Annotated in this window: 17 protein-coding genes; 8 read left to right on the top strand and 9 right to left on the bottom strand. The window is 42.2% G+C overall.

What is annotated here, in order from left to right; genetic code table 11:
- Positions 1–28 precede the first annotated feature (28 nt).
- Together F887_RS12255 and F887_RS12250 are read right to left on the bottom strand one after the other, a co-directional pair.
- Positions 29–781 carry a GntR family transcriptional regulator gene (locus tag F887_RS12255; RefSeq protein ID WP_005292689.1) on the bottom strand — a complete coding sequence of 251 codons (753 nt, stop codon included), beginning with the start codon at positions 779–781 and terminating at the stop codon, positions 29–31.
- 253 nt (positions 782–1,034) lie between these two features.
- Positions 1,035–1,979 carry a LysR family transcriptional regulator gene (locus F887_RS12250; RefSeq protein WP_005292692.1) on the bottom strand — a complete coding sequence of 315 codons (945 nt, stop codon included), beginning with the start codon at positions 1,977–1,979 and terminating at the stop codon, positions 1,035–1,037.
- 94 nt (positions 1,980–2,073) lie between these two features.
- On the opposite strand from F887_RS12250, the gene F887_RS12245 reads away from it, so the two are divergent.
- A complete protein-coding gene (locus F887_RS12245) occupies positions 2,074–2,715 on the top strand; it encodes a LysE family translocator (protein WP_005292694.1) in 642 nt (213 codons plus the stop codon).
- Between the two features lie 45 nt (positions 2,716–2,760).
- Here the strand turns inward: F887_RS12245 and F887_RS12240 are convergent, their stop codons facing one another.
- The 4 genes from F887_RS12240 to F887_RS12225 all read right to left on the bottom strand — a co-directional run bounded on the left by F887_RS12240 (position 2,761) and on the right by F887_RS12225 (position 7,367).
- Positions 2,761–4,713 carry a family 2A encapsulin nanocompartment cargo protein cysteine desulfurase gene (locus tag F887_RS12240; protein ID WP_005292696.1) on the bottom strand — a complete coding sequence of 651 codons (1,953 nt, stop codon included), beginning with the start codon at positions 4,711–4,713 and terminating at the stop codon, positions 2,761–2,763.
- Positions 4,688–5,620, bottom strand: a complete 933-nt coding sequence (locus F887_RS12235; protein WP_005151670.1) for a family 2A encapsulin nanocompartment shell protein — start codon at positions 5,618–5,620, stop codon at positions 4,688–4,690. The genes F887_RS12240 and F887_RS12235 overlap by 26 nt, the downstream gene beginning before the upstream one ends.
- A gap of 236 nt (positions 5,621–5,856) precedes the next feature.
- Positions 5,857–6,795, bottom strand: coding sequence for a serine O-acetyltransferase EpsC (epsC, locus tag F887_RS12230; RefSeq protein WP_005292699.1), 939 nt, complete (start codon positions 6,793–6,795; stop codon positions 5,857–5,859).
- A gap of 62 nt (positions 6,796–6,857) precedes the next feature.
- Positions 6,858–7,367: a rhodanese-like domain-containing protein gene (locus F887_RS12225; protein ID WP_005292701.1), complete on the bottom strand. Its 510-nt coding sequence runs from the start codon at positions 7,365–7,367 to the stop codon at positions 6,858–6,860.
- Between the two features lie 405 nt (positions 7,368–7,772).
- On the opposite strand from F887_RS12225, the gene tauA reads away from it, so the two are divergent.
- The 4 genes from tauA to tauD are packed head-to-tail and all read left to right on the top strand — an operon-like array spanning position 7,773 to position 11,365.
- Complete coding sequence (tauA, locus tag F887_RS12220) at positions 7,773–8,813, top strand: taurine ABC transporter substrate-binding protein (RefSeq protein WP_171067388.1); 1,041 nt, start codon at positions 7,773–7,775, stop codon at positions 8,811–8,813.
- A 9-nt stretch (positions 8,814–8,822) separates the two neighbouring features.
- Positions 8,823–9,614 (top strand): taurine ABC transporter ATP-binding protein, encoded by a 792-nt coding sequence (locus F887_RS12215; protein ID WP_005292705.1) that lies wholly within the window; start codon positions 8,823–8,825, stop codon positions 9,612–9,614.
- Entirely contained in the window at positions 9,611–10,489 is an 879-nt protein-coding gene (tauC, locus tag F887_RS12210; protein WP_005292708.1) for a taurine ABC transporter permease TauC, read from the top strand. The genes F887_RS12215 and tauC overlap by 4 nt, the downstream gene beginning before the upstream one ends.
- A 30-nt stretch (positions 10,490–10,519) precedes the next feature.
- Complete coding sequence (gene tauD / locus F887_RS12205) at positions 10,520–11,365, top strand: taurine dioxygenase (protein ID WP_005292710.1); 846 nt, start codon at positions 10,520–10,522, stop codon at positions 11,363–11,365.
- Positions 11,366–11,630: 265 nt separating this feature from the next.
- Here the strand turns inward: tauD and F887_RS12200 are convergent, their stop codons facing one another.
- Positions 11,631–12,725 (bottom strand): AraC family transcriptional regulator, encoded by a 1,095-nt coding sequence (locus F887_RS12200; protein ID WP_005292712.1) that lies wholly within the window; start codon positions 12,723–12,725, stop codon positions 11,631–11,633.
- A 65-nt stretch (positions 12,726–12,790) separates the two neighbouring features.
- Here F887_RS12200 and F887_RS12195 point away from each other — a divergent pair, with 65 nt between their 5' ends.
- The 3 genes from F887_RS12195 to F887_RS12185 all read left to right on the top strand — a co-directional run bounded on the left by F887_RS12195 (position 12,791) and on the right by F887_RS12185 (position 17,140).
- Complete coding sequence (locus tag F887_RS12195; RefSeq protein WP_005292714.1) at positions 12,791–14,539, top strand: neutral/alkaline non-lysosomal ceramidase N-terminal domain-containing protein; 1,749 nt, start codon at positions 12,791–12,793, stop codon at positions 14,537–14,539.
- Positions 14,536–15,822, top strand: coding sequence for a D-arabinono-1,4-lactone oxidase (locus F887_RS12190; RefSeq protein WP_005292717.1), 1,287 nt, complete (start codon positions 14,536–14,538; stop codon positions 15,820–15,822). Before F887_RS12195 ends, F887_RS12190 begins: the two co-directional genes overlap by 4 nt.
- Positions 15,823–15,976: 154 nt before the next feature.
- Positions 15,977–17,140, top strand: a complete 1,164-nt coding sequence (locus F887_RS12185; protein ID WP_005292719.1) for an alanine racemase — start codon at positions 15,977–15,979, stop codon at positions 17,138–17,140.
- A 53-nt stretch (positions 17,141–17,193) separates the two neighbouring features.
- On the opposite strand, the gene F887_RS12180 is transcribed toward F887_RS12185, so the two are convergent.
- A complete protein-coding gene (locus F887_RS12180) occupies positions 17,194–17,562 on the bottom strand; it encodes a hypothetical protein (protein ID WP_005292724.1) in 369 nt (122 codons plus the stop codon).
- A 141-nt stretch (positions 17,563–17,703) separates the two neighbouring features.
- Complete coding sequence (locus tag F887_RS12175; RefSeq protein WP_005292726.1) at positions 17,704–18,945, bottom strand: OmpP1/FadL family transporter; 1,242 nt, start codon at positions 18,943–18,945, stop codon at positions 17,704–17,706.
- Positions 18,946–19,145 lie beyond the last annotated feature (200 nt).

Below are 19,145 nucleotides of genomic sequence, written 5' to 3' on the forward strand. Positions count from 1 at the left end.
TGAGTCTTAACTCACAAAGTAATGGTCGTTAGGTATTTCGCTTTCGATCTACTCTTAAACGGTATTGGAAGGTCTCTCCTGAAAAATAGAGATATTCGAAATCGATTGGATGTCCTGCATGATCGTGAGTCAATCGCTCCACTCTTAACAGGGGCGCATTGATATCGACTTGTAAAAGCTCACTGAGTTCTTCATCAGCAAGTGTGGCATCAATGTTTAAATCGGCATGTCCCAAGGCAAGCGATAAATCCTCTTCAATCGCTAAAAATACATCGCGTGTGGAGAGGTTGATCTGTTGCAAAGCTGTACCAATCGCTTCAGGTAAGTAGGTCAGTTCAAATGAAACCGGGTTACGATTGAGTAAGCGAATCCGTTTGATCTCCACCACAGTGCTGTTGACTGAAAGTTTTAATTTCGATGCAATTTGCGGTGTAGCTGGAATAAAGCGAAACTCTTTTACAACGTTAAATACCTCATGCCCCATATTGGTCATAGCTTCGGCAAAGCCTTGTAATTGTGAAATATTCTGAAAGGTTTTCGGTGCGCTAACGAAAGTACCTTTGCCTTGAATTTTGTAAACCAAGTGTTCGAGCTGAAGTTGATTGAGTGCCTGACGAATGGTGATGCGACTGACATTAAATAATTCACTCAATTCTTTTTCAGATGGCAGTTGCTGATGAATATGATAGGTTCCATCAACGATCTGCTGTAGCAGGGCCTGATAGACTTGATCATACAACGGGCGTTCGCCGTTCACTTTATTCACAATTGGTTGGTTCATTGAACTTAAACTTGTTATAACAACTTGGTTGTTAGATTAGCGATTATGCAAAATGAAGAAAAATAACTTATGCTGAAAAAAATATCTGTTTTTGTGCATTACCTTCTGTGCAGGATGAAAAATAAAGATGATTTTTATTTTTTATCTATCTGTATTTTTTAAGAGTAAATCATTAAAAATAAATAACTTAGAATGTTATAAAACATCCTATTGTTTGCTATTGTCGTTAGATTTATAAATGAAAGTGATCATTTTAGCTTGGGTTATTTTGCTGAAACAGGACGGGTTCTGCGGCTAATTTTTCAGCCAGATATTGAATGAACACACTGAGTTTGGGTGGAACATGTCGTGTTGGCGGGTAGAGTAACCATGCGCCACCGCTGTAGTAGGTTTTAAAATGCCAATCAGGTAAGACCTGAACCAGTGTGCCTTGTTCTAAAGCATGGCGGGCCACGAAGTAAGGCAAACTGGCAATGCCTAAATGTTGTAAGGCTGCACTCAGACGCACGCCTGTATGATTCGCAGCATAACGACCGCGGACAGCAACGGTAATGGATTTCTGTTCTTGCTGGAATTTCCATTTAGAATCATTCGGTTGTTCGCCCAAATAGATACATTGATGCTGTTTTAAGTCGTGTGGATGCTGTGGTACGCCATTTTTCTGCAAATATTCAGGCGTGGCACAAATCAAATGATCAATCTCAATCAGTTTTCGTCCCATCAATCCACCTGGCGGTTGTTCAGTAATGCGAATCGCTAGATCTACACCATCATCGATCAAGTCGATGTAACGGTCTTCCAATAATAGCTGAATATCAATTTTGGGATACAAGGCCAAAAATTCAGGTAAGTGCGGATGCAGCATAAAATGCCCAACGGCCTTTGGCACACTGATTCGGATAATGCCTTGCGGTTCAATATGAAATTGTCCTGAACTTTCCATTACTGCTTGTGCTGCATTGACCAGATCCACGCAGCGCTCATAGACTTGTTGGCCACTTTCACTTAAGCGCAGTTTACGAGTGGTGCGATGCAGTAAGCGTGTACCTAGCGCACGTTCTAAACGAGCAATGGCACGACTGACCGCAGAAGGGGTTGAGCCGAGCTGGCGAGCAGTTTCAGAAAAACTTTCCGTTTCGACAACTTTTACAAAAGTTGCCATTTCATTTAATAGAACCAGACTTTGATTTGTGCTCATGAGGCAAAAGTTATTTGGATTTTGATTGGATTATCGCGCTTTGAAAATCGCAATACAATCTTTTTCCTGTAGTCATGATGTGGAGATAAATGAAATGTGGCAGTTGTATGGACATGAGTTTCTAGCCTTGGCATTGATCCATTTTATGGCAGTTGTTTTACCGGGACCTGATTTTATTATTACCGTCAGACAAAGTGTTCGCTATGGTTATTTGATTGGCTGTATCACCGCGATTGGTATTGGCGTTGGTATCTCGGTGCATGTGTTTTATACTTTGGTGGGTGTTGGGGTATTGATTCAGCAAAGTGTCTGGTTAATGTCGTTACTACGCGTTGCAGGTGCAGCTTATTTGATTTACTTGGGCTGGCAATGTTTACGTAGTCAACCGAATGCCAATCTGGATATTTTGGCAGGTGAGGTGATGGGCAAACCGAGTTTAATCCAAGCCTTCAATATGGGTTTCTTAACCAACGCATTAAATCCGAAAGCGACAGTTTTCTTTCTGGCGATTTTTACTACCATTGTCAGTCCTACTACACCGTTAAAGGTTCAAATTGGTTATGGGCTTTGGATGTGTCTAGTCAATGCCTTATGGTTTATTTTGGTCAGTATCATGTTTGCTCAACCGATTGTACGGAAACGCTTCTTAGAGTTTGGCGTATATTTCGAACGCGTGATGGGGGTTATTCTCGGTGTAGTTGCAATACGATTGATTTGGAGTGTTGCATTTTCCTAAACAGAAAAAAGACTGCGCTGAGGCAGTCTTTTTATTGGAGTAGATTTAATTACTTCGCTTATTTCTTGCAAGTTGATGTAAGACGGATACCAACAAATCAATTTCTTCTGTGGTGTTATAAAACGCCAAAGAAGGACGCACAGTCTGTTCTACACCAAAACGACGTAGGATTGGCTGAGCGCAATGATGCCCTGAACGTACTGCAATGCCATGTTGATTGAGTGCTTTACCCACTTGTTCAGTGGAATAACCTTCAAGGGTAAAGGACATCACACTGGCCTTGTTGCGGGCTGTACCAATGGGTCTTAAACCTGAAACCGTACTCAATGCGTGCTGACCATACTCCAGTAAGTCATGTTCATAACGGGCAATATTATGAATGCCTAGGCGTTCAACATATTCTAAAGCAGCGCCTAAACCTACCGCATCAGCAATATTACCTGTTCCCGCTTCAAACTTATTTGGGGCAGGTTGGTAAATGACTTGTTCAAAGCTCACATCCTGAATCATATTGCCGCCGCCTTCCCAAACGGGCATGGTCTCCAGAATTTCAGGTTTGGCATAAACTGCACCAATGCCTGTTGGCCCAAAGACTTTATGCCCTGAGAACACAAAGAAGTCAGCATCAATCGCTTGGACATCAGTTGGCATATGCGAAACAGATTGGGCACCATCGACCAAGACGCGTACACCTTTGGCATGGGCGATTTTGATGACCTCAGCGACAGGAGTGACGGTACCTAGGGCATTGGACACTTGGGTAATCGAAATCAGTTTGGTGCGCTCATTAATCAGTTTGGGTAGCTCTTCCAAAATGATTTGTCCCGTATCATCCACAGGAATGACACGCAGTTTGGCACCGACTTTCTTGGTCAGCTGGAACCACGGTACGATATTGGCGTGATGTTCAAGATGCGAAACAATAATCTCATCACCCTCACCAATATTCTGTTCACCCCAAGTCTTGGCAATCAGGTTGATGCCTTCTGTGGTGCCACGAACAAAAAGAATTTCTTTTGATGATTTTGCCCCAATAAAACGTGCCACCACATTACGGGCGTGTTCATAAGCATCGGTTGCTCGTGCTGCCAGTTCATGTGCAGCACGATGAATATTAGAATTTTCGTGCTGATAAAAATAGGCAATACGATCAATCACGCTTTGTGGTTTCTGTGTCGTTGCTGCATTGTCAAACCAAACCAAAGGACGACCATTGACGCGTTCTTGCAGAATAGGGAAGTCACGACGGATCGCTTGAATATCCAAGGGCTGAGCGGCATTGGCCACAAACTGTGGCTGTGAAGGTTGATAATTGCCGTAACCCGCATTGTGTTGTGGCAGATCCAAGAAATAAAAGCCTGACGAGGCGTTATTTTTTGCTTGAGTTGAAGCTTGAGAATCTTGCTGCAACAAACTTTTTAATGCATCACCATGAGGCAATTGAAATGATTGTGCTGTGGCAAAATTGGCAGCATCAAATTCAGAACTTGACGGACTCGGTGCTGTAAAATCATTTAAAAAATAAAAGGGTGAAGCATCGCTTGTTGAAGGACGGGATGGCTCAACTAAAGGTACATTCGGCGCACTATGAACCGCTTGTGGAAAGTTAGGTTCAATGGGTGGACGTGGTAAATTGGCACCCCCCACGACTGGCGCAGAGGCGATCGCACGACGTTCAGGATAGTCAGGATAGTCAGGAATATGCTCAGGATATTCAGGGTTTAAACTTTTTTCATAAGCAATATTGGGCGCACGACCACTGAGTGCCGCCAGAGGTTCAGCGGGCTGTGGTTGATGAGGTGGCGTACCGACATTCGGCAAGTCCAAATTCAAACCAGAAGAATGACCACTGCCAGAACTTGGCAGGGCTGCAAAAAATTCAGAGGCAATCCGTGAAAGTGTTGCTTCATCTGGGAAGTTGGACGGTGGGCTAACACCGACCACTTCAGAACCCGTTGGACTACCGTGTAAATTACTTGTAGTTAACTGGGTAGTCATGATACTTGTCCACCTCCACATCTTCGAGCACGGCCAATGCATCCTCGGTCAATACCGCCAATGAGCAGTACAGTGAGATCAGGTAAGACGCAATCGCATTGCGATTGATGCCCATGAAGCGTACGGAAAGACCAGGAGATTGCTCACCAGCCAAGCCCGGCTGGAATAAGCCAACCACACCTTGGCGTTTTTCACCCACACGCAATAACAAAATTTTGGTTTTACCATCTTCCACAGGAATCTTATTCGACGGAATCAGTGGAACACCGCGCCATGTGATGAACTGTGAACCGAATAAACTTACGGTTGGTGGTGGAACACCACGGCGGGTACATTCACGACCGAATGCAGCAATGGCATCTGGATGTGCAAGGAAGAAACCTGGTTCTTTCCAGACTTTACGGAGTAAATCATCAAAGTCATCGGGTGTTGGTGGACCATTCAACGTAGAGATACGTTGGTCATCTGCCACGCTTGCCAATAAACCATATTCAGGGTTATTGATTAGCTCACTTTCTTGACGCTCTTTAATGGTTTCAATGGTTAAACGTAATTGTTCTTTAATCTGATCATGTGGACTGCTGTAGAGATCGGCAACACGAGTATGAATATCTAAAACAGTTGAAACACCATTTAAGAAATATTCGCGTGGTTGCGCATCATAATCCACAAAAGTTTGTGGCAAAGTCGCTTCATCACGTTGTGTGCACGCGACTTGGATATCGTCGGTATTGCTGACACGGTTAACGCGATAAATACCTGCTTCAACAGGAATCCATTGCAATAGATGCGTGAGCCAACGAGGGGTAATGGTCGAAAGTTGTGGAACGGTCTTGGTGGCATTTGCAAGCTGTCTAGCTGCATGATCCCCAAGCGCAAGTTGGACTTTATCTGTGGTTTTTGCCATGAATAAATTTTCCTGTTGTCTTTGGCTTTGTTAATAAAATTGGTTTTATTGCAATTAATGTTGAATGATTTATTTAGCTAGACTAGAGACTATTTAGTATTTTTAAAAATATTATTATGAGATAAATAATCGTGAATTATTTACTTATTACTCATAAGAATATATTTATAAAAAATAAATATAAGTATTGAATATACGTTTATTTATTCTAAAAACTATTTAAATACTTCATTCATTTAAACTTTACTATTATGTAATGACTCACTTGGTGACTGTAAAATCTGGCTGCCTGCTGCAACGCTATGGGTGAGCCATACATTCCCGCCAATAATTGAGCCTTTACCAATGGTGATACACCCTAGAATCGTTGCACCTGCATAAATCACCACATGGTCTTCAACAATCGGGTGACGGGCATAATCTTTTTTCAAGGCGCCATCTTCATTCAGTTCGAAGCGTTTCGCACCGAGGGTAACAGCCTGATAAATACGTACATATTCACCGATTACTGAGGTCTCACCAATCACTACACCTGTACCATGATCGATAAAGAAACCTTTACCAATTTGCGCACCTGGATGGATATCAATCCCTGTAGCGGAATGAGCCAATTCAGAAATAATCCGTGAAAGCAGTGGAACACTGTGATAGAGCTGATGTGCTACTCGATGATGGATGATGGCTAAAATCCCTGGATAGCAGAGCAGTACTTCATCGACACTATGAGCGGCTGGATCTCCTTCATAAGCAGCACAGACATCTGCATCCAACAAGCGACGGATATCAGGCAAAGTATTGGCAAAGTCTTGTACGATGGTTTGGGCCAAGGCAACTTGTTGCTCGTAGAGCAGACGATCATTGTTGGAAACAGGGATTTGTTTGACTCGACTTTTGGCTTCATAATTTAAAGCCAGCTTTACCTGTGAAAATAATTCATTGAGTACGCGGTCAAGGGTATAAGCAATATAGTAATCTTCTGTTTCTTGACGCAGATCGCTGGGGCCAAGTCGCATCGGAAACAGGATTCCGCAAAGGTCATCTAAGATCGATTTGAGGGCTTCTTTGGAAGGGAGTTCGCGTCCACCAAATTCTTTGATACGATGTTGACGCTCTCTCCATTCGTGTCGCGCTTGTTGCAAGCCTTCAACGACAGGCTGTATTTTCCATTGGCTCACGTGAATTCCTTGCAAATCGAGGTATTGAATAAATCGTAAAATATTCGCTTAAAAAAGCAGCATTAATCTTGTAACCAAGGTAACTGATGTGTGCGCCAGCCGTTGCTTTGATTACGCTGCTGCAGTTCATTTAAATCACCTTCAAAACCTTCCAGCACGTTATAAACTTGTGCAAAACCTGCACTAAAGGCTGCTGTTGCTGCTAAAGCAGAACGTTTACCGCTACGGCACAACAATAAAATGGGTTTATCTTTGCCGACTTTGCTATCCAGTTCTTTTAAAAAGCGTGGGTTACGGTTAAAGGATGTGCCAGTTGCCCATGCAACATGAATACTTTCAGGCACATAGCCGACAAACTTACGTTCTTCATTGGTACGTACATCGACGAGAACCGCATGACCTTGTTCTACCAAATACCAAGCTTCGGTCGGTGGCACACTGCCAGTGAAATCAAGTTCATTTTCTTCAGCATATTGCTGGGCACGTTGCAAGATTTCTTGTGGATTGGTAGATAAACCGTGAATCGTAGATGTCGATTCTGCTATGTCAGTAGAATCAAATTGAGCATTCATTTTTATAACCTTTTCATACATCAGCGGGATGATGTTTTTATCTTAGGACTGTTTTTATATTCAGGAAAATAAGCAAAATTTATTTATATATCTATTTTTGATAAATAATAGCTTTTTATTAACTTATTCGGAATATAGTTTGAAACAGTGTTTTAAAATGAATGTGCTTATTTAATTTAAAGATGAAATTATCAATATTAAATATTTTACTTTTCAAATAATGTGAAACATAAATATTAAAAAAGGCAACTTTGGAATTTTAATACGATACAATTCAAAAAATAGATCTGATGATAAAAGCAGCAAGTAATGATCAACTCTTATTCTTATCTAATAATGGAATAAGCAACTCACTTTTTCTTATTTTTAATCATAAAGCATGCCGCATACCATAAGCCTATATTGTTGAAAGATCATCTAATTATGGGCATCAAGAACTCTAAGCCGCTAATTGTTACTGCGATCGTCCTAGTGGCGATTGTTGCTTTTATTGTCTATCAAAATCAAAAAGATGCTGCACCAACTCAATCTAAAAGTAATAAAGCGGTGGTGATTGCCTATCAAACAGGTGTTGATCCAACCAAGGTTGCGCAGGCAAATGGTGATTATGAACGTAATAGTAATCAAGCAATTCAATGGCGTAAGTTTGATGCAGGTTCTGATGTGGTCAATGCATTGGCTTCGGGCGATGTGGTGATTGGTAATATCGGTTCTAGTCCTTTGGCTGCAGCAGCAAGTCGTGATTTACCAATAGAAGTGTTTCTTGTGACGGCTAAATTAGGTGGTTCAGAAGCGTTGGTGGTCAGCAATAAATCTGGCATTCAAACACCGCAAGATTTGATTGGAAAAACCATTGCAGTGCCATTCGTTTCAACCACACATTACAGTTTATTGTCAGCTTTAAAGCATTGGAATATTGCTGATAATCAAGTCAAGATCATCAATTTACGTCCACCTGAAATTACTGCAGCTTGGGAACGTGGTGATATTGATGCGACTTATGTTTGGGAACCTGCTTTAAGCAAAGTCAAAGCCAGCGGTCATGTTTTAACTGACTCTAAACAAGTCGGTGAATGGGGTGCACCAACTTACGATCTTTGGGTGGTACGTAAGGACTTTGCCGAGAAAAACCCTGAGTTCTTAAAAGCATTCGTACAAACCAGCTTGAAACAGGTTGAGGCGTACCAGCAAGATCCAAAAACATTTGAGCAGAATGCTGACAATATTCAGAAAATCGCACAATTGACGGGTTCAGATGTAAAAGACATTCCATTGTTGCTTTCAGGAAATATTTATCTGGATCTTCAGCAACAGCAAACGACATTGGCGGGTGAATTTGCCAAGAATATCTTTGATACGGCAACGTTCTTAAAAAGTCAGGGCAAGGTCGATCAAGTGAAGCCTGATTATCAAGAGAATGTGACCACCAATTTCTTACAGCCATAGGAGATCGAAATGAGCGTATTAGCTGCCGAGCATCTTCATTTAACTTTTCCAAAGCAGACGGTGCCTGTACTTCAAGATATTAATCTGAAGATTGAAGAAGGGACTTTGACTGTGATTTTGGGTGAGTCGGGTTGTGGGAAAACCACCTTGCTGAATATTCTGGCCGGGTTCCAAAAACCGAGTTCAGGTCAGATTAAACTGGATCATGAAGTCGTGACTGCACCTGACGCACGCCGTGCGGTGGTGTTTCAAGATCATGCTTTACTACCATGGTTAAATGTCTCTGAAAATATTGGTTTTGCTTTACAGCTCAAAGGTTTGAAAGCGCAAGAGATTCAGCAGCAAGTTGATGCAATCTTGAAAATTGTGGGTTTAAGCCATGTTGCTCAAGCCAATATTTGGGAATTGTCGGGTGGTATGAAGCAACGTGTCGGTATTGCACGTGCATTGGTGAGCCATGCAGCCTTTATTTTGTTGGATGAGCCCTTTGCTGCCTTAGATGCATTTACCCGTGAAACCATGCAACAGCTGGTTCTGGATTTATGGATTGAGCAAAATAAGTCGTTCTTCTTGATCACGCATGACATCGAAGAAGCTTTGTTACTGAGCAATCAATTGGTGTTGATGACTGCCCGACCTGGCAAGATTGTCGAAACTTTAAAACTGGATTTTGCTGACCGTTATAAGCAGGGCGAATCGATTCGTACAATTAAATCAGATCCGAAATTTATTCAATTACGTGAACACTTGTTTGAACGTTTACGGGTGCAGAAACTGGCAGGGCATGAGGTGGCTGTATGACGGGTCAAGCGAAAAATACGGCCTATGAGCTAAGCAAGGCAGATGAGCATCAACAATCTGACAAGCCGTCAGGCTCAGTTGTAAATGCAGTAGCGTCTTTTATTGCTCGCCATCGTAGTTTGGTGTTGAGTTTATCGAGCGTATTGAGTGTCTTGATCATTTGGTACTTGATCACTGCATTAAAAATTGTCCCAAGTTTATTTCTGCCGAGCCCACAAGCGGTATGGCAAAAGTTCCTTGAAGTCAGCCAACAAGGCTTTATGAAAGCAACCTTATGGCAGCACTTGGCGGCGAGTATCTCGCGTGTTTTGCTGGCACTTGTTGCAGCGATCGCGATTGGCGTGCCTTTAGGTTTATGGATGGGGTTGAACAAATGGGTCCGTGCGGTACTTGATCCATTGGTTGAATTATTGCGTCCGATTCCACCGTTAGCGTATTTGCCATTATTGGTGATCTGGTTCGGGATTGGTGAAACCACCAAAGTACTTTTGATTTTCTTTTCCATCCTTGCATCTGTGATTATTAGCAGTACGCATGGTGTGCTTAGCCATCAGCTCAATCGTGAACGTGCAGCCTTATCATTAGGGGCGAGCCAGTCACAAGTATTTTGGCATGTGATTTTGCCGACTGCGTTACCGCATATTTTAACGGGGATTCGCATTGGTTTAGGTGTGGGTTGGTCAACCTTAGTGGCATCAGAATTAGTCGCGGCAGATCGTGGTATCGGTTTTATGGTGCAGTCAGCGGCCCAGTTCCTGATTACCGATACTGTGGTACTTGGTATTATTGTGATTGCGATTGTCGCAGTCAGTTTTGAATTATTCTTGCGTTGGTTACAGAAGCAATTATCTCCTTGGTATGGTCAACAGCTGTAAGTGCAAATGGTAAAGATGAGAGAGTTAGAGATGACGTTAAATATTGAAATGATTAAACCAACAATCGGTGCGATTATTCACGATGTTGATTTAAATACGGCTGATGAACATACCGCACAACAAATTCAACAAGCATTGCTTGATCACCATGTTATTTTCTTTCGTAACCAGCAACTTGCACCACACGCTCAAGCTGAACTGGCACGTGGCTTTGGTTCTTTGCATATTCATCCGATCTATCCATCAGTTGCTAATGTACCCGAAATCATTGTACTGGACAGCTGGAAACTGGATTTACGTGACAATGAACTTTGGCATACCGATGTGACCTTTAGCCAAAAACCACCATTGGGCTGTGTATTGCAAGCGATTAAGATTCCGCCTGTAGGTGGCGATACGCTATGGTCGAGTGGGGCAGCTGCATTTGCTGCGCTAGATCAAGACTTACAGAAGAAGTTAAAAGGCTTAACCGCAACGCATGATATTCGTCAGTCTTTCCCAATTGAGCGTTTTGCGCATAATGATGTTGAGCGTAAAAAACTGGAAGAAACCTTTAAGCGCAATCCACCTGTTATTCACCCTGTGGTGAGAACGCATCCAGTCACAGGTCAGCCAATTTTGTTTGTCAGCGAAGGATTTACCACGCGTATTAATGAATTGGATGAGACGGAAAGTGCTGAGTTGTTGCAATATTTATTTGCACATGCCACCAATGAGCAGTTCCATTTGCGTTGGCAGTGGCAAGCGGGTGATGTGGCGATTTGGGATAATCGTTGCACACAGCACAAGGCTTTATTTGATTATGGGGATGCGCATCGAATTATGCATCGTGCCACGATTAATGGTGATGTGCCGTTTTATCAAGCAGCAAGTTAGAATTTAGTTTTAATTTTTTGCTTCGATGGAATCTTTCAGAGATCTCATCTTATTTTTGGATAAGCCTTCAGCTGGAGTTACTTTTGTTTTGGCAAAAGTAACCAAAACCATTGTCATCCACAAAACCTGTCTTCTTTCGGTATCTCTTTAAATTAATCGCAGAAATAGCATCTGATTAATTTCACGCAGGTTGTGGATGACCTGTAGCACAAGTAATTCCTGAGATATGTTCATTTTATCTAGGTAGGCATTGCGAATTAATCATTTAAGTCAGGTGAGTCTCTTGTTTATAAACCGAAGGGGCTTGTCCCGTCCAGCGTTTAAAGGCACGTCGGAATTCGCGGAGCTCACTAAAACCCAGTTGTAGGCTGATCTCACTCATGGACAGGTTTTGTTCAAGGAGTTGCTTTGCTTTACGTTCCAGTACATTTTGCCGAATTTGTTGAAAACTCAGACCTTCCAATAATAATTGCCGTCTTAGATGGCGTTCACTGATACGTAAATGCTCAGCAGCTTGCTGCATCTCGAAACGTTCAGGTAATTGCTGTTCAATTAAATGATCGAGTAAATGCACATAGCCCACCTGATTGAGCTGATCAATTTCTTTTAGGGCCTGCTCACAGATTTGGATGGCAGTTGCATAGTTGGCTGGGCTGTAATTCTTTAAGCCACGTTGCAACATACTGGTATTAAAGCGGATGATATTTTTAGGACTGTTAAATTGAATCGGGCAGCCAAAAATAGTTTTATATTGTTCTTGGTATTGGTTGGGAAAATAGCTGAGTTCAAGACTGATCACATCATCATGATCGCCCAGCATTGCGTTTAAACAGGTGATGATGCTGCTGAATAATTCATCATAAAAGAAGGCTTTCAAATCAGCGCATGGGTGAGACTCAGTCACTTCCAGCTCACAGATATCTGTTTGGAGACTAAAGTTGATATTGAGCACGCTGCCAGAAATACGATGGTAACGCAGCGCAATGTCTAAAGCATCAGCCACGGTTTTGCATGATTGCATGGCAAAACCTAAAATTCCCATTGAAATCAAGCCTTCACTACTTCCAAGTTTTAAGCCGAGGTCGGGTTGTTGATAGGCTGCAATGGCTTGACGCACAACATCGCAAAGCTGTGGGAAACGAACAACGCCTTGGGTTTGCCGAATTTGAGTAATATCCAGACCAGAATCCTGAAACCAGACGGCATATTCCCACTGCTGTTGTTCAGCGTAGTGAATCAGACTAGCTAAAATCGTGGGTGGAATAAACTGTTGTTGGTCATTGTGATAGATGCTGTGTTTAGGCATAAGTCCGTTTTGCCCCCCAAATAAAAGTTCCTTTAACCCTGTTGGGTATCGCATAATTTTGATTAACTTTCAACATGCTTTAACACAGTTAGAAAAAGAATTGGGAAAGGAAAGCGCCAATGTATCAGGTGGGTTGGGATAAACAGCAAATTAAAATAACACCGAAAGGCTATGCCATGTTTGGTTATGGGCAATGGTCTCATCGTGCCTATGAGCAGCGCACGGCATTATTTGCCCGTAGTCTGAGCATTGTCGATCAACACGGCAATCGACTACTGATCTGTTGTCTTGATTTAGGCTGTATTACCCATGCTATGCGTAGCCAAACAGTCGCGCAATTAACTGAACGATTAGGCTCGACATTTGATGAAAATCAATTGGTATTAACGGCAACGCACACCCATTCAGGGCCAGGCGGCTGCGCGCATGAGGCTTTGTATAATATGCCGACACCAGGTTTTGTACCTGAACATTTAGATGCCATTGTTGAAGCGATTGTACTGAGTATTGAGCATGCGATTGCGGTAGAACAAGATACTGAAATTTTTACCAGCACACAGCATTTTCCTGAACAAACACCTGTCGCATGGAATCGTTCAATTAAAGCCTATAACCGAAATCCAGAAGTGCGAATACATTCCGTAGCTGAAACGCATTTGGCATTAAACCGAGAAATGCAACTGATTGGTTTTTATCGTGAACAGAAATTACAGTCCTTTATTTCTTTCTTTGGTGTACATGCCACCTGTTTGGGAAACACCTTAAAAGCATATGATGGCGATAATAAAGGTTATGCGGCTGCATTTTCAGAGCAGGCTTTAACCCAACAAGGCATTCAAAATCCTGTAGCAATTTTTGCCCAAGCCACCGCTGGGGATGTATCGCCGCATTTTCATGGTAAAGACCAGCTTAAGATTCGTCGTCAGATTAAAGGTGAGCAGGAGTATCAATACGCACAACAAAATGGACGTTATCAAAGTGAATTGGCTTTGACGGCTTTACAGCAGGATATTTCTAAAAATCTGGAAAAAGTTGAAGGCAAGATTGATGCCGTTTTGTCCTATGTTGATCTGAGTAATATTGAGATTCCTGCTGAATTTGCCTATGGACAGCATGATGCCAAAACCAGTCAGCCTTGTCACGGCACTGCATTTTTTGCAGGTACGCCTGTGGATGGTTTAGGTGCGCCCAAACCATTCATTATGGGGATGCAATTTTTAGCGGATCAACTGCGTAAACATAAACTTAAAAATTCAAATTCAGCAGATTTTATTGCTGATCAGCAGCTGTATGCTTCACAAGGACCAAAGCAGATTGTATTGGAAGCAGGCGCTAAAAAGATTTTAGGCCAGCCCATTGGCTTTCCACCCAGTATTCTTGATCCATTGATTGCCGAGATGAATCGACAAGTCAAAGCAGGCGCGATTCAGGACAGTCCTTTAGTGCCGAACGTTGTTCCCTTACAAATTGTGCGATTAGGATCTTTGGCACTGATATGTTGTCCGGGAGAATTTACTACGATTGCTGGGCAACGTGTTGTGGCTACAGTGAAACAGACGCTTGCTGCACAGACTTCAATTGAAAAAGTTTGGTTCGCTTCATACTGCAATGATTATATGGGTTATGTCACCACCTATGAAGAATATCAAGAACAGGCCTATGAGGGTGGACATACCTTATTCGGGCAATGGACCTTGGCCGCTTGTCAGAGCAAATTCAAAGATTTAACAGAACAATTATTATTAGAAAAACATAAACGTCATTACGATGAAATGACACGGCCGCAACCCATTCCAAAACAAGAACTCGCAAAACGCACGAATCATGGCAATTTAAAAACTGCCGTCAGCCAAGGAGAGGCAGTATGAGCGATCTAAAACAAGGTATCTGGTCAAATTGGTCTGGCTTTCAAAAAGCCAGGCCGCAACAGATTCTTCGACCTGCCCATATTCAAGAACTACAGACCATTGTGCGAGAACATCAAAAAATACGGGTATTGGGTGCAGGACATTCATTTACGCCGTTGGTCTGTACCGATGCCACCTTATTGTCTCTGGATCATATTGCCGGAATTGCATCGACTGATATTGATCGATGTCAAAGCAGTATCTATGCAGGCACACGTTTGTATGATTTGGATCAACATTTAAAACAGCAGCAAATTGACCAAGCCCTGATGAATCAGGGCGATATTGATCAGCAAAGTCTGGCGGGTGCGGTGTCTACGGGCACACATGGGACTGGGGCAGATTTGCATTGTATTTCGGCCTATGTTGAAGCTTTTGAGCTACTGACAGCTTCAGGTGAAATCTTGAAATGCAGTCGTACTGAACATGCTGAAATTTTTGCCGCTGGACGTGTTTCTTTGGGTAGCTTGGGCATTTTGACTCAGATCACCATGCAGAATCGCCCACGCTATAAGTTAAAAGAACATATTGAACTTTGTCCTGTAGAGGACATGATGCAGCATATTCAGCAATGGAAGCATCAGCATCGGCATATTGAGTGTTTTGTATTTTCCTATGAAAAGCAGTTGATGTTAAAAACATTGGATGAGACCGATGAGGAAATTCTGCCACGGAAGGAGAATTTCCCTTCCGATGATACCTTGCTGACATTATGTTCTGAGCTGACCAAAAACTTTCCTTCATTAAATCCGTATTTACAGAAGCTATTGGGAATCTTTGTTAAACCGACGAGCTATGTGGATTGGTCGAGCACAATCTTCCCAACGCCTCGTAATACCAAGTTCAATGAAATGGAATATCAGATTCCAGTTGATCGTGGAATTGAATGTTTGGATGAAGTATTGCATGCCTTAAGGGCCAATAAGGTTGCGACTTTTTTTCCGCTCGAATTTCGCTTTGTGAAGGGGGATGATATTTGGCTCAGTCCTTTTTATCAGCAGGATTCGATTTCTATCTCGGTGCATCAATACCATAAACAAGATCCGCGTTTGATTTTTGATGTGGTTGAACCGATCTTGCAGAAATATCAGGGTCGTCCGCATTGGGGTAAAATGCATCATATGACCACGACCCAGCTTCGTGCTTTATATCCAAAGTGGGATGATTTTATGGCTTTGCGTCAGCAGCTTGACCCAGAAGCCAAGTTTTTAAATCCCTATCTGGAAAAGTTGTTTTTAGGTTAAGAAGAATTTTTTATGCGTTGAAAGTGCTTAACGGAGTCATATCGAGTTCTCATCCAATTAAGAGTAAAGCTTTCAACTGGACTGAATTTGGTTCCACCCTGAGAAGCGTATCAAATTGTATGTAAATTTTCTTGGATTGAAAAAAGGTATCGCCATGTTGGATCATTATTTTAAGCAACTCAATCTCGACCTAAAAAAACAGGGGATTGCTACACCGCAACTGATCGTCGATGAAGCGGCTTTAAAACAAAATATCCAGCATGTTCAAATTCGTCTTGCTCATGCCAAACACTTAAAAGCACGCTTGGTAGTAAAGTCTTTAGCCAGTCTAGATTTACTCAAGGTGTTATCTGAACAGATCAATACACAACGCTTTATGGTGTTCCATCAACCGCATATTATTTCAATCTTAGAAAATTTTGCCGAAGCTGATATCCTGTTAGGCAAACCGATGCCTGCCGAAGCGGTTCGTCAATTTTTTGAACAGCATGCTGAATGGTCAAATGCCAACATTCAGTGGCTGGTTGATACCAAACAACGCTTACAGCAATATATCGAGATTGCCCAGCTCTATGCTCTATGTTTGCATGTGAATATTGAGATTGATGTTGGTTTACATCGTGGTGGAGTGCAATCGACAGCGCAACTAACTGAAATATTAAAGCTGATTCAACAATATCCGCAGTATTTAAAACTCTCTGGTTTGATGGGCTATGATGCGCATGTCAGTAAAATTCCTGCCATTATTAAAAAACCTGAACTGGCTTATCAAAGCTCGCAGCAGACCTATGCCAATTACCAAAAGTTGATTCAAAAACAGTTCCCAGCCTTATGGAATAATGAACTTTGTTTTAATGGTGGCGGCAGTCCAACCTTTAGTTTTCATACGACTGAAAGTGTCTGTAATGATTTGTCTTTTGGTTCAATGTTGCTCAAACCGAGTGATTTTGACAGTGATTTTTTAAGCGCATTACAACCTGCTTTATGGATCGCAGCACCTGTGTTAAAAATCCTGCCGTTTACTCAGCTTCCTTCGATGTCTTTACTGGATAAATTGCCGCATAAATGCAAAGCGCTGTTTATTTATGGGGGCTATTGGCTGGCTGATTATGTCTATCCTGCCCAAGCGCATACGCATGCGTTGTATGGGCGTAGCAGTAATCAGGAGTTGGTCAATGTGCCGAAGGATTGTGATATTCAGGTCGATGATTTTGTATTTTTAAGACCCACACAAAGTGAAGCGATTATTCCTCAGTTTTCCGAGCTAAAGCTGTATAGCAACCATGCTTTTGAGTCATGGCAAACTTTTAGTGAATAATTGAACTTTAATCATCAAGATTCAACCCAAAAGCCTGCCGTGTATTTTGAGTTTTAAAATAAATCGCTCAAATGGCAGCTTTTCGCTTCAGTCAGATTGTCAATGGAATCGACCAGTAAAACATTGATGTCTTTTTCGCTTTGATATGCCGCAATCACTTCTGCATAAATCGGCTGTTTGAGTTTTGTCGCTTTAGATAGAAAGCGTGATACAGCCTTTTCCTGAGACCAGGCTGCATCTTTGAGAACATATTCATTTGCTGCAATATCACATCGCGTCAAAATAGCTTTTTTATCTTTTATGGTTAAGGTGCCAATAAAAATATCCATGCTTTCTTTGGGATCAGTTGAATTGGCAAAAGCCGCTACAGGCAGGAATAGGCTCAATATAAGCAAAGAAAAGGCAAGCAATGTTTTTTTCATTGGTTTTTCCTAGAGATCAAATGGGTTATAAGAATAATGCTGCTGAGATTCTAATCTAATCCGTGTATTTGATACTAGGAGATAGCCATGTGGAAACAGTGTATGTTCCTACATGGCTGAATATTTGATTGAATCTATACTTTAAAAACGATAACCAATTTTCAAACCATAGCCGATGGCACTGTTATCTTTAAAGTCGGCCTGTTCAGCAATCGGTTTAATCCCTGGTACAGGAATGTAATAGGTACCATCTTCGGCAACGACATCACCGAGCCAGAAGTATTTAATCCCGCCTGCAATAAAGTAGTTTGGTGCTGGATTAAACTGAACACCTACGCCCACGCCCCAAGAGCCTTGAGTCGGATTTAAGGTGGATGCAGGATCGCCTGTACCTGAATCCCAGCTCACTTCCGTCGATGCACTCCATTTCTCAGTGAATTGATGTCCAAGTCCGACATTGACTGTCCACTGATCTTTTTGGTAGCTGTCTAAATCAAAACCACCTGTATATGCACCATCACTTATTACGCCAGTGAGATACTCTGTAACAGCACCAAATTGAGTCGGCCGAATATGGAAATCTTTCCAGTTGACCCAGCGGACATTGGCATAGGCGAGCGTGTCTTTATACACACCTGTTTGAAAATCAAGATTCACGGATTGTGGGGTCGAAATTTTGGTTTTACTTGGCGTAGTTGCTTCCAAAGGTTGACCGAACTTGGTCTCAGTCACTTGCATGTCGTGGTCGATTTTGGAGCGATAGGTGACTGCGGCTTTTAAGGCAATATCTGGAATCTGATAACTCAAACCTGCTAACCAACCCACAGCATGATCCTGTTTAAATTTGGCATCATAACCATTAAAGGCTTCGCTATAAGAATTACCACGCAGTGCTACATCACCTTTGACGGATTGATAGACTGCACCGCCATACAGTTGAAAATTGCTAAAAGGGCTCACGCCCAAAATCATGCTGATACTTTCGGTGTCGACATTGACCGATGTACCTTGCTGAGTAAACTCATTGTCCGAAAAGGTATTATTCGACTGCATCGGATAAGTAATATCGGCACCAAAAGGCTGGTCATAAAGTAGACCAAAGCTGATTCGGTCGGTCAGTTGCAGCTTGAGCGCGGCAGCATAATATTGAAAGCTATTGCCCATATTGCCTGAGTTGAGATTTTGCGGATCATTGACCAGTTCTGGGCGGTTACGAATTTTCCCCGAAATGTCAGGATCAACGGCTGTGGCACTGACTTCGACATAGTTACCATTTTCCAGAAAAGGCAGTATAGATTGTCCTGACTGGTCCAGTGCGGCAGCATGGTTAAACGTGCTGGCACATATTCCACATATACCGATCAAAATTCGATTGAGTTTCATATTTATCATCCTTGCAAAACGACGTCTTATTCTTAAAAGCGCTCTTTTTATTGATGGTCATTTTCTCGCTTTCTTTGGAAAGTGAATGCAATGCCTATGCTTGAGTGAAGCATCTTTTGCAGGTGTGGAATAGGGTTGGAGATGTTCATTATGGGGGGCGAAACGGTCACATCCGCAATTTTAGCCAATAAAAAAACCTT

This window comes from Acinetobacter sp. NIPH 2100, assembly GCF_000369805.1.
Classification (GTDB): Bacteria; Pseudomonadota; Gammaproteobacteria; order Pseudomonadales; family Moraxellaceae; genus Acinetobacter.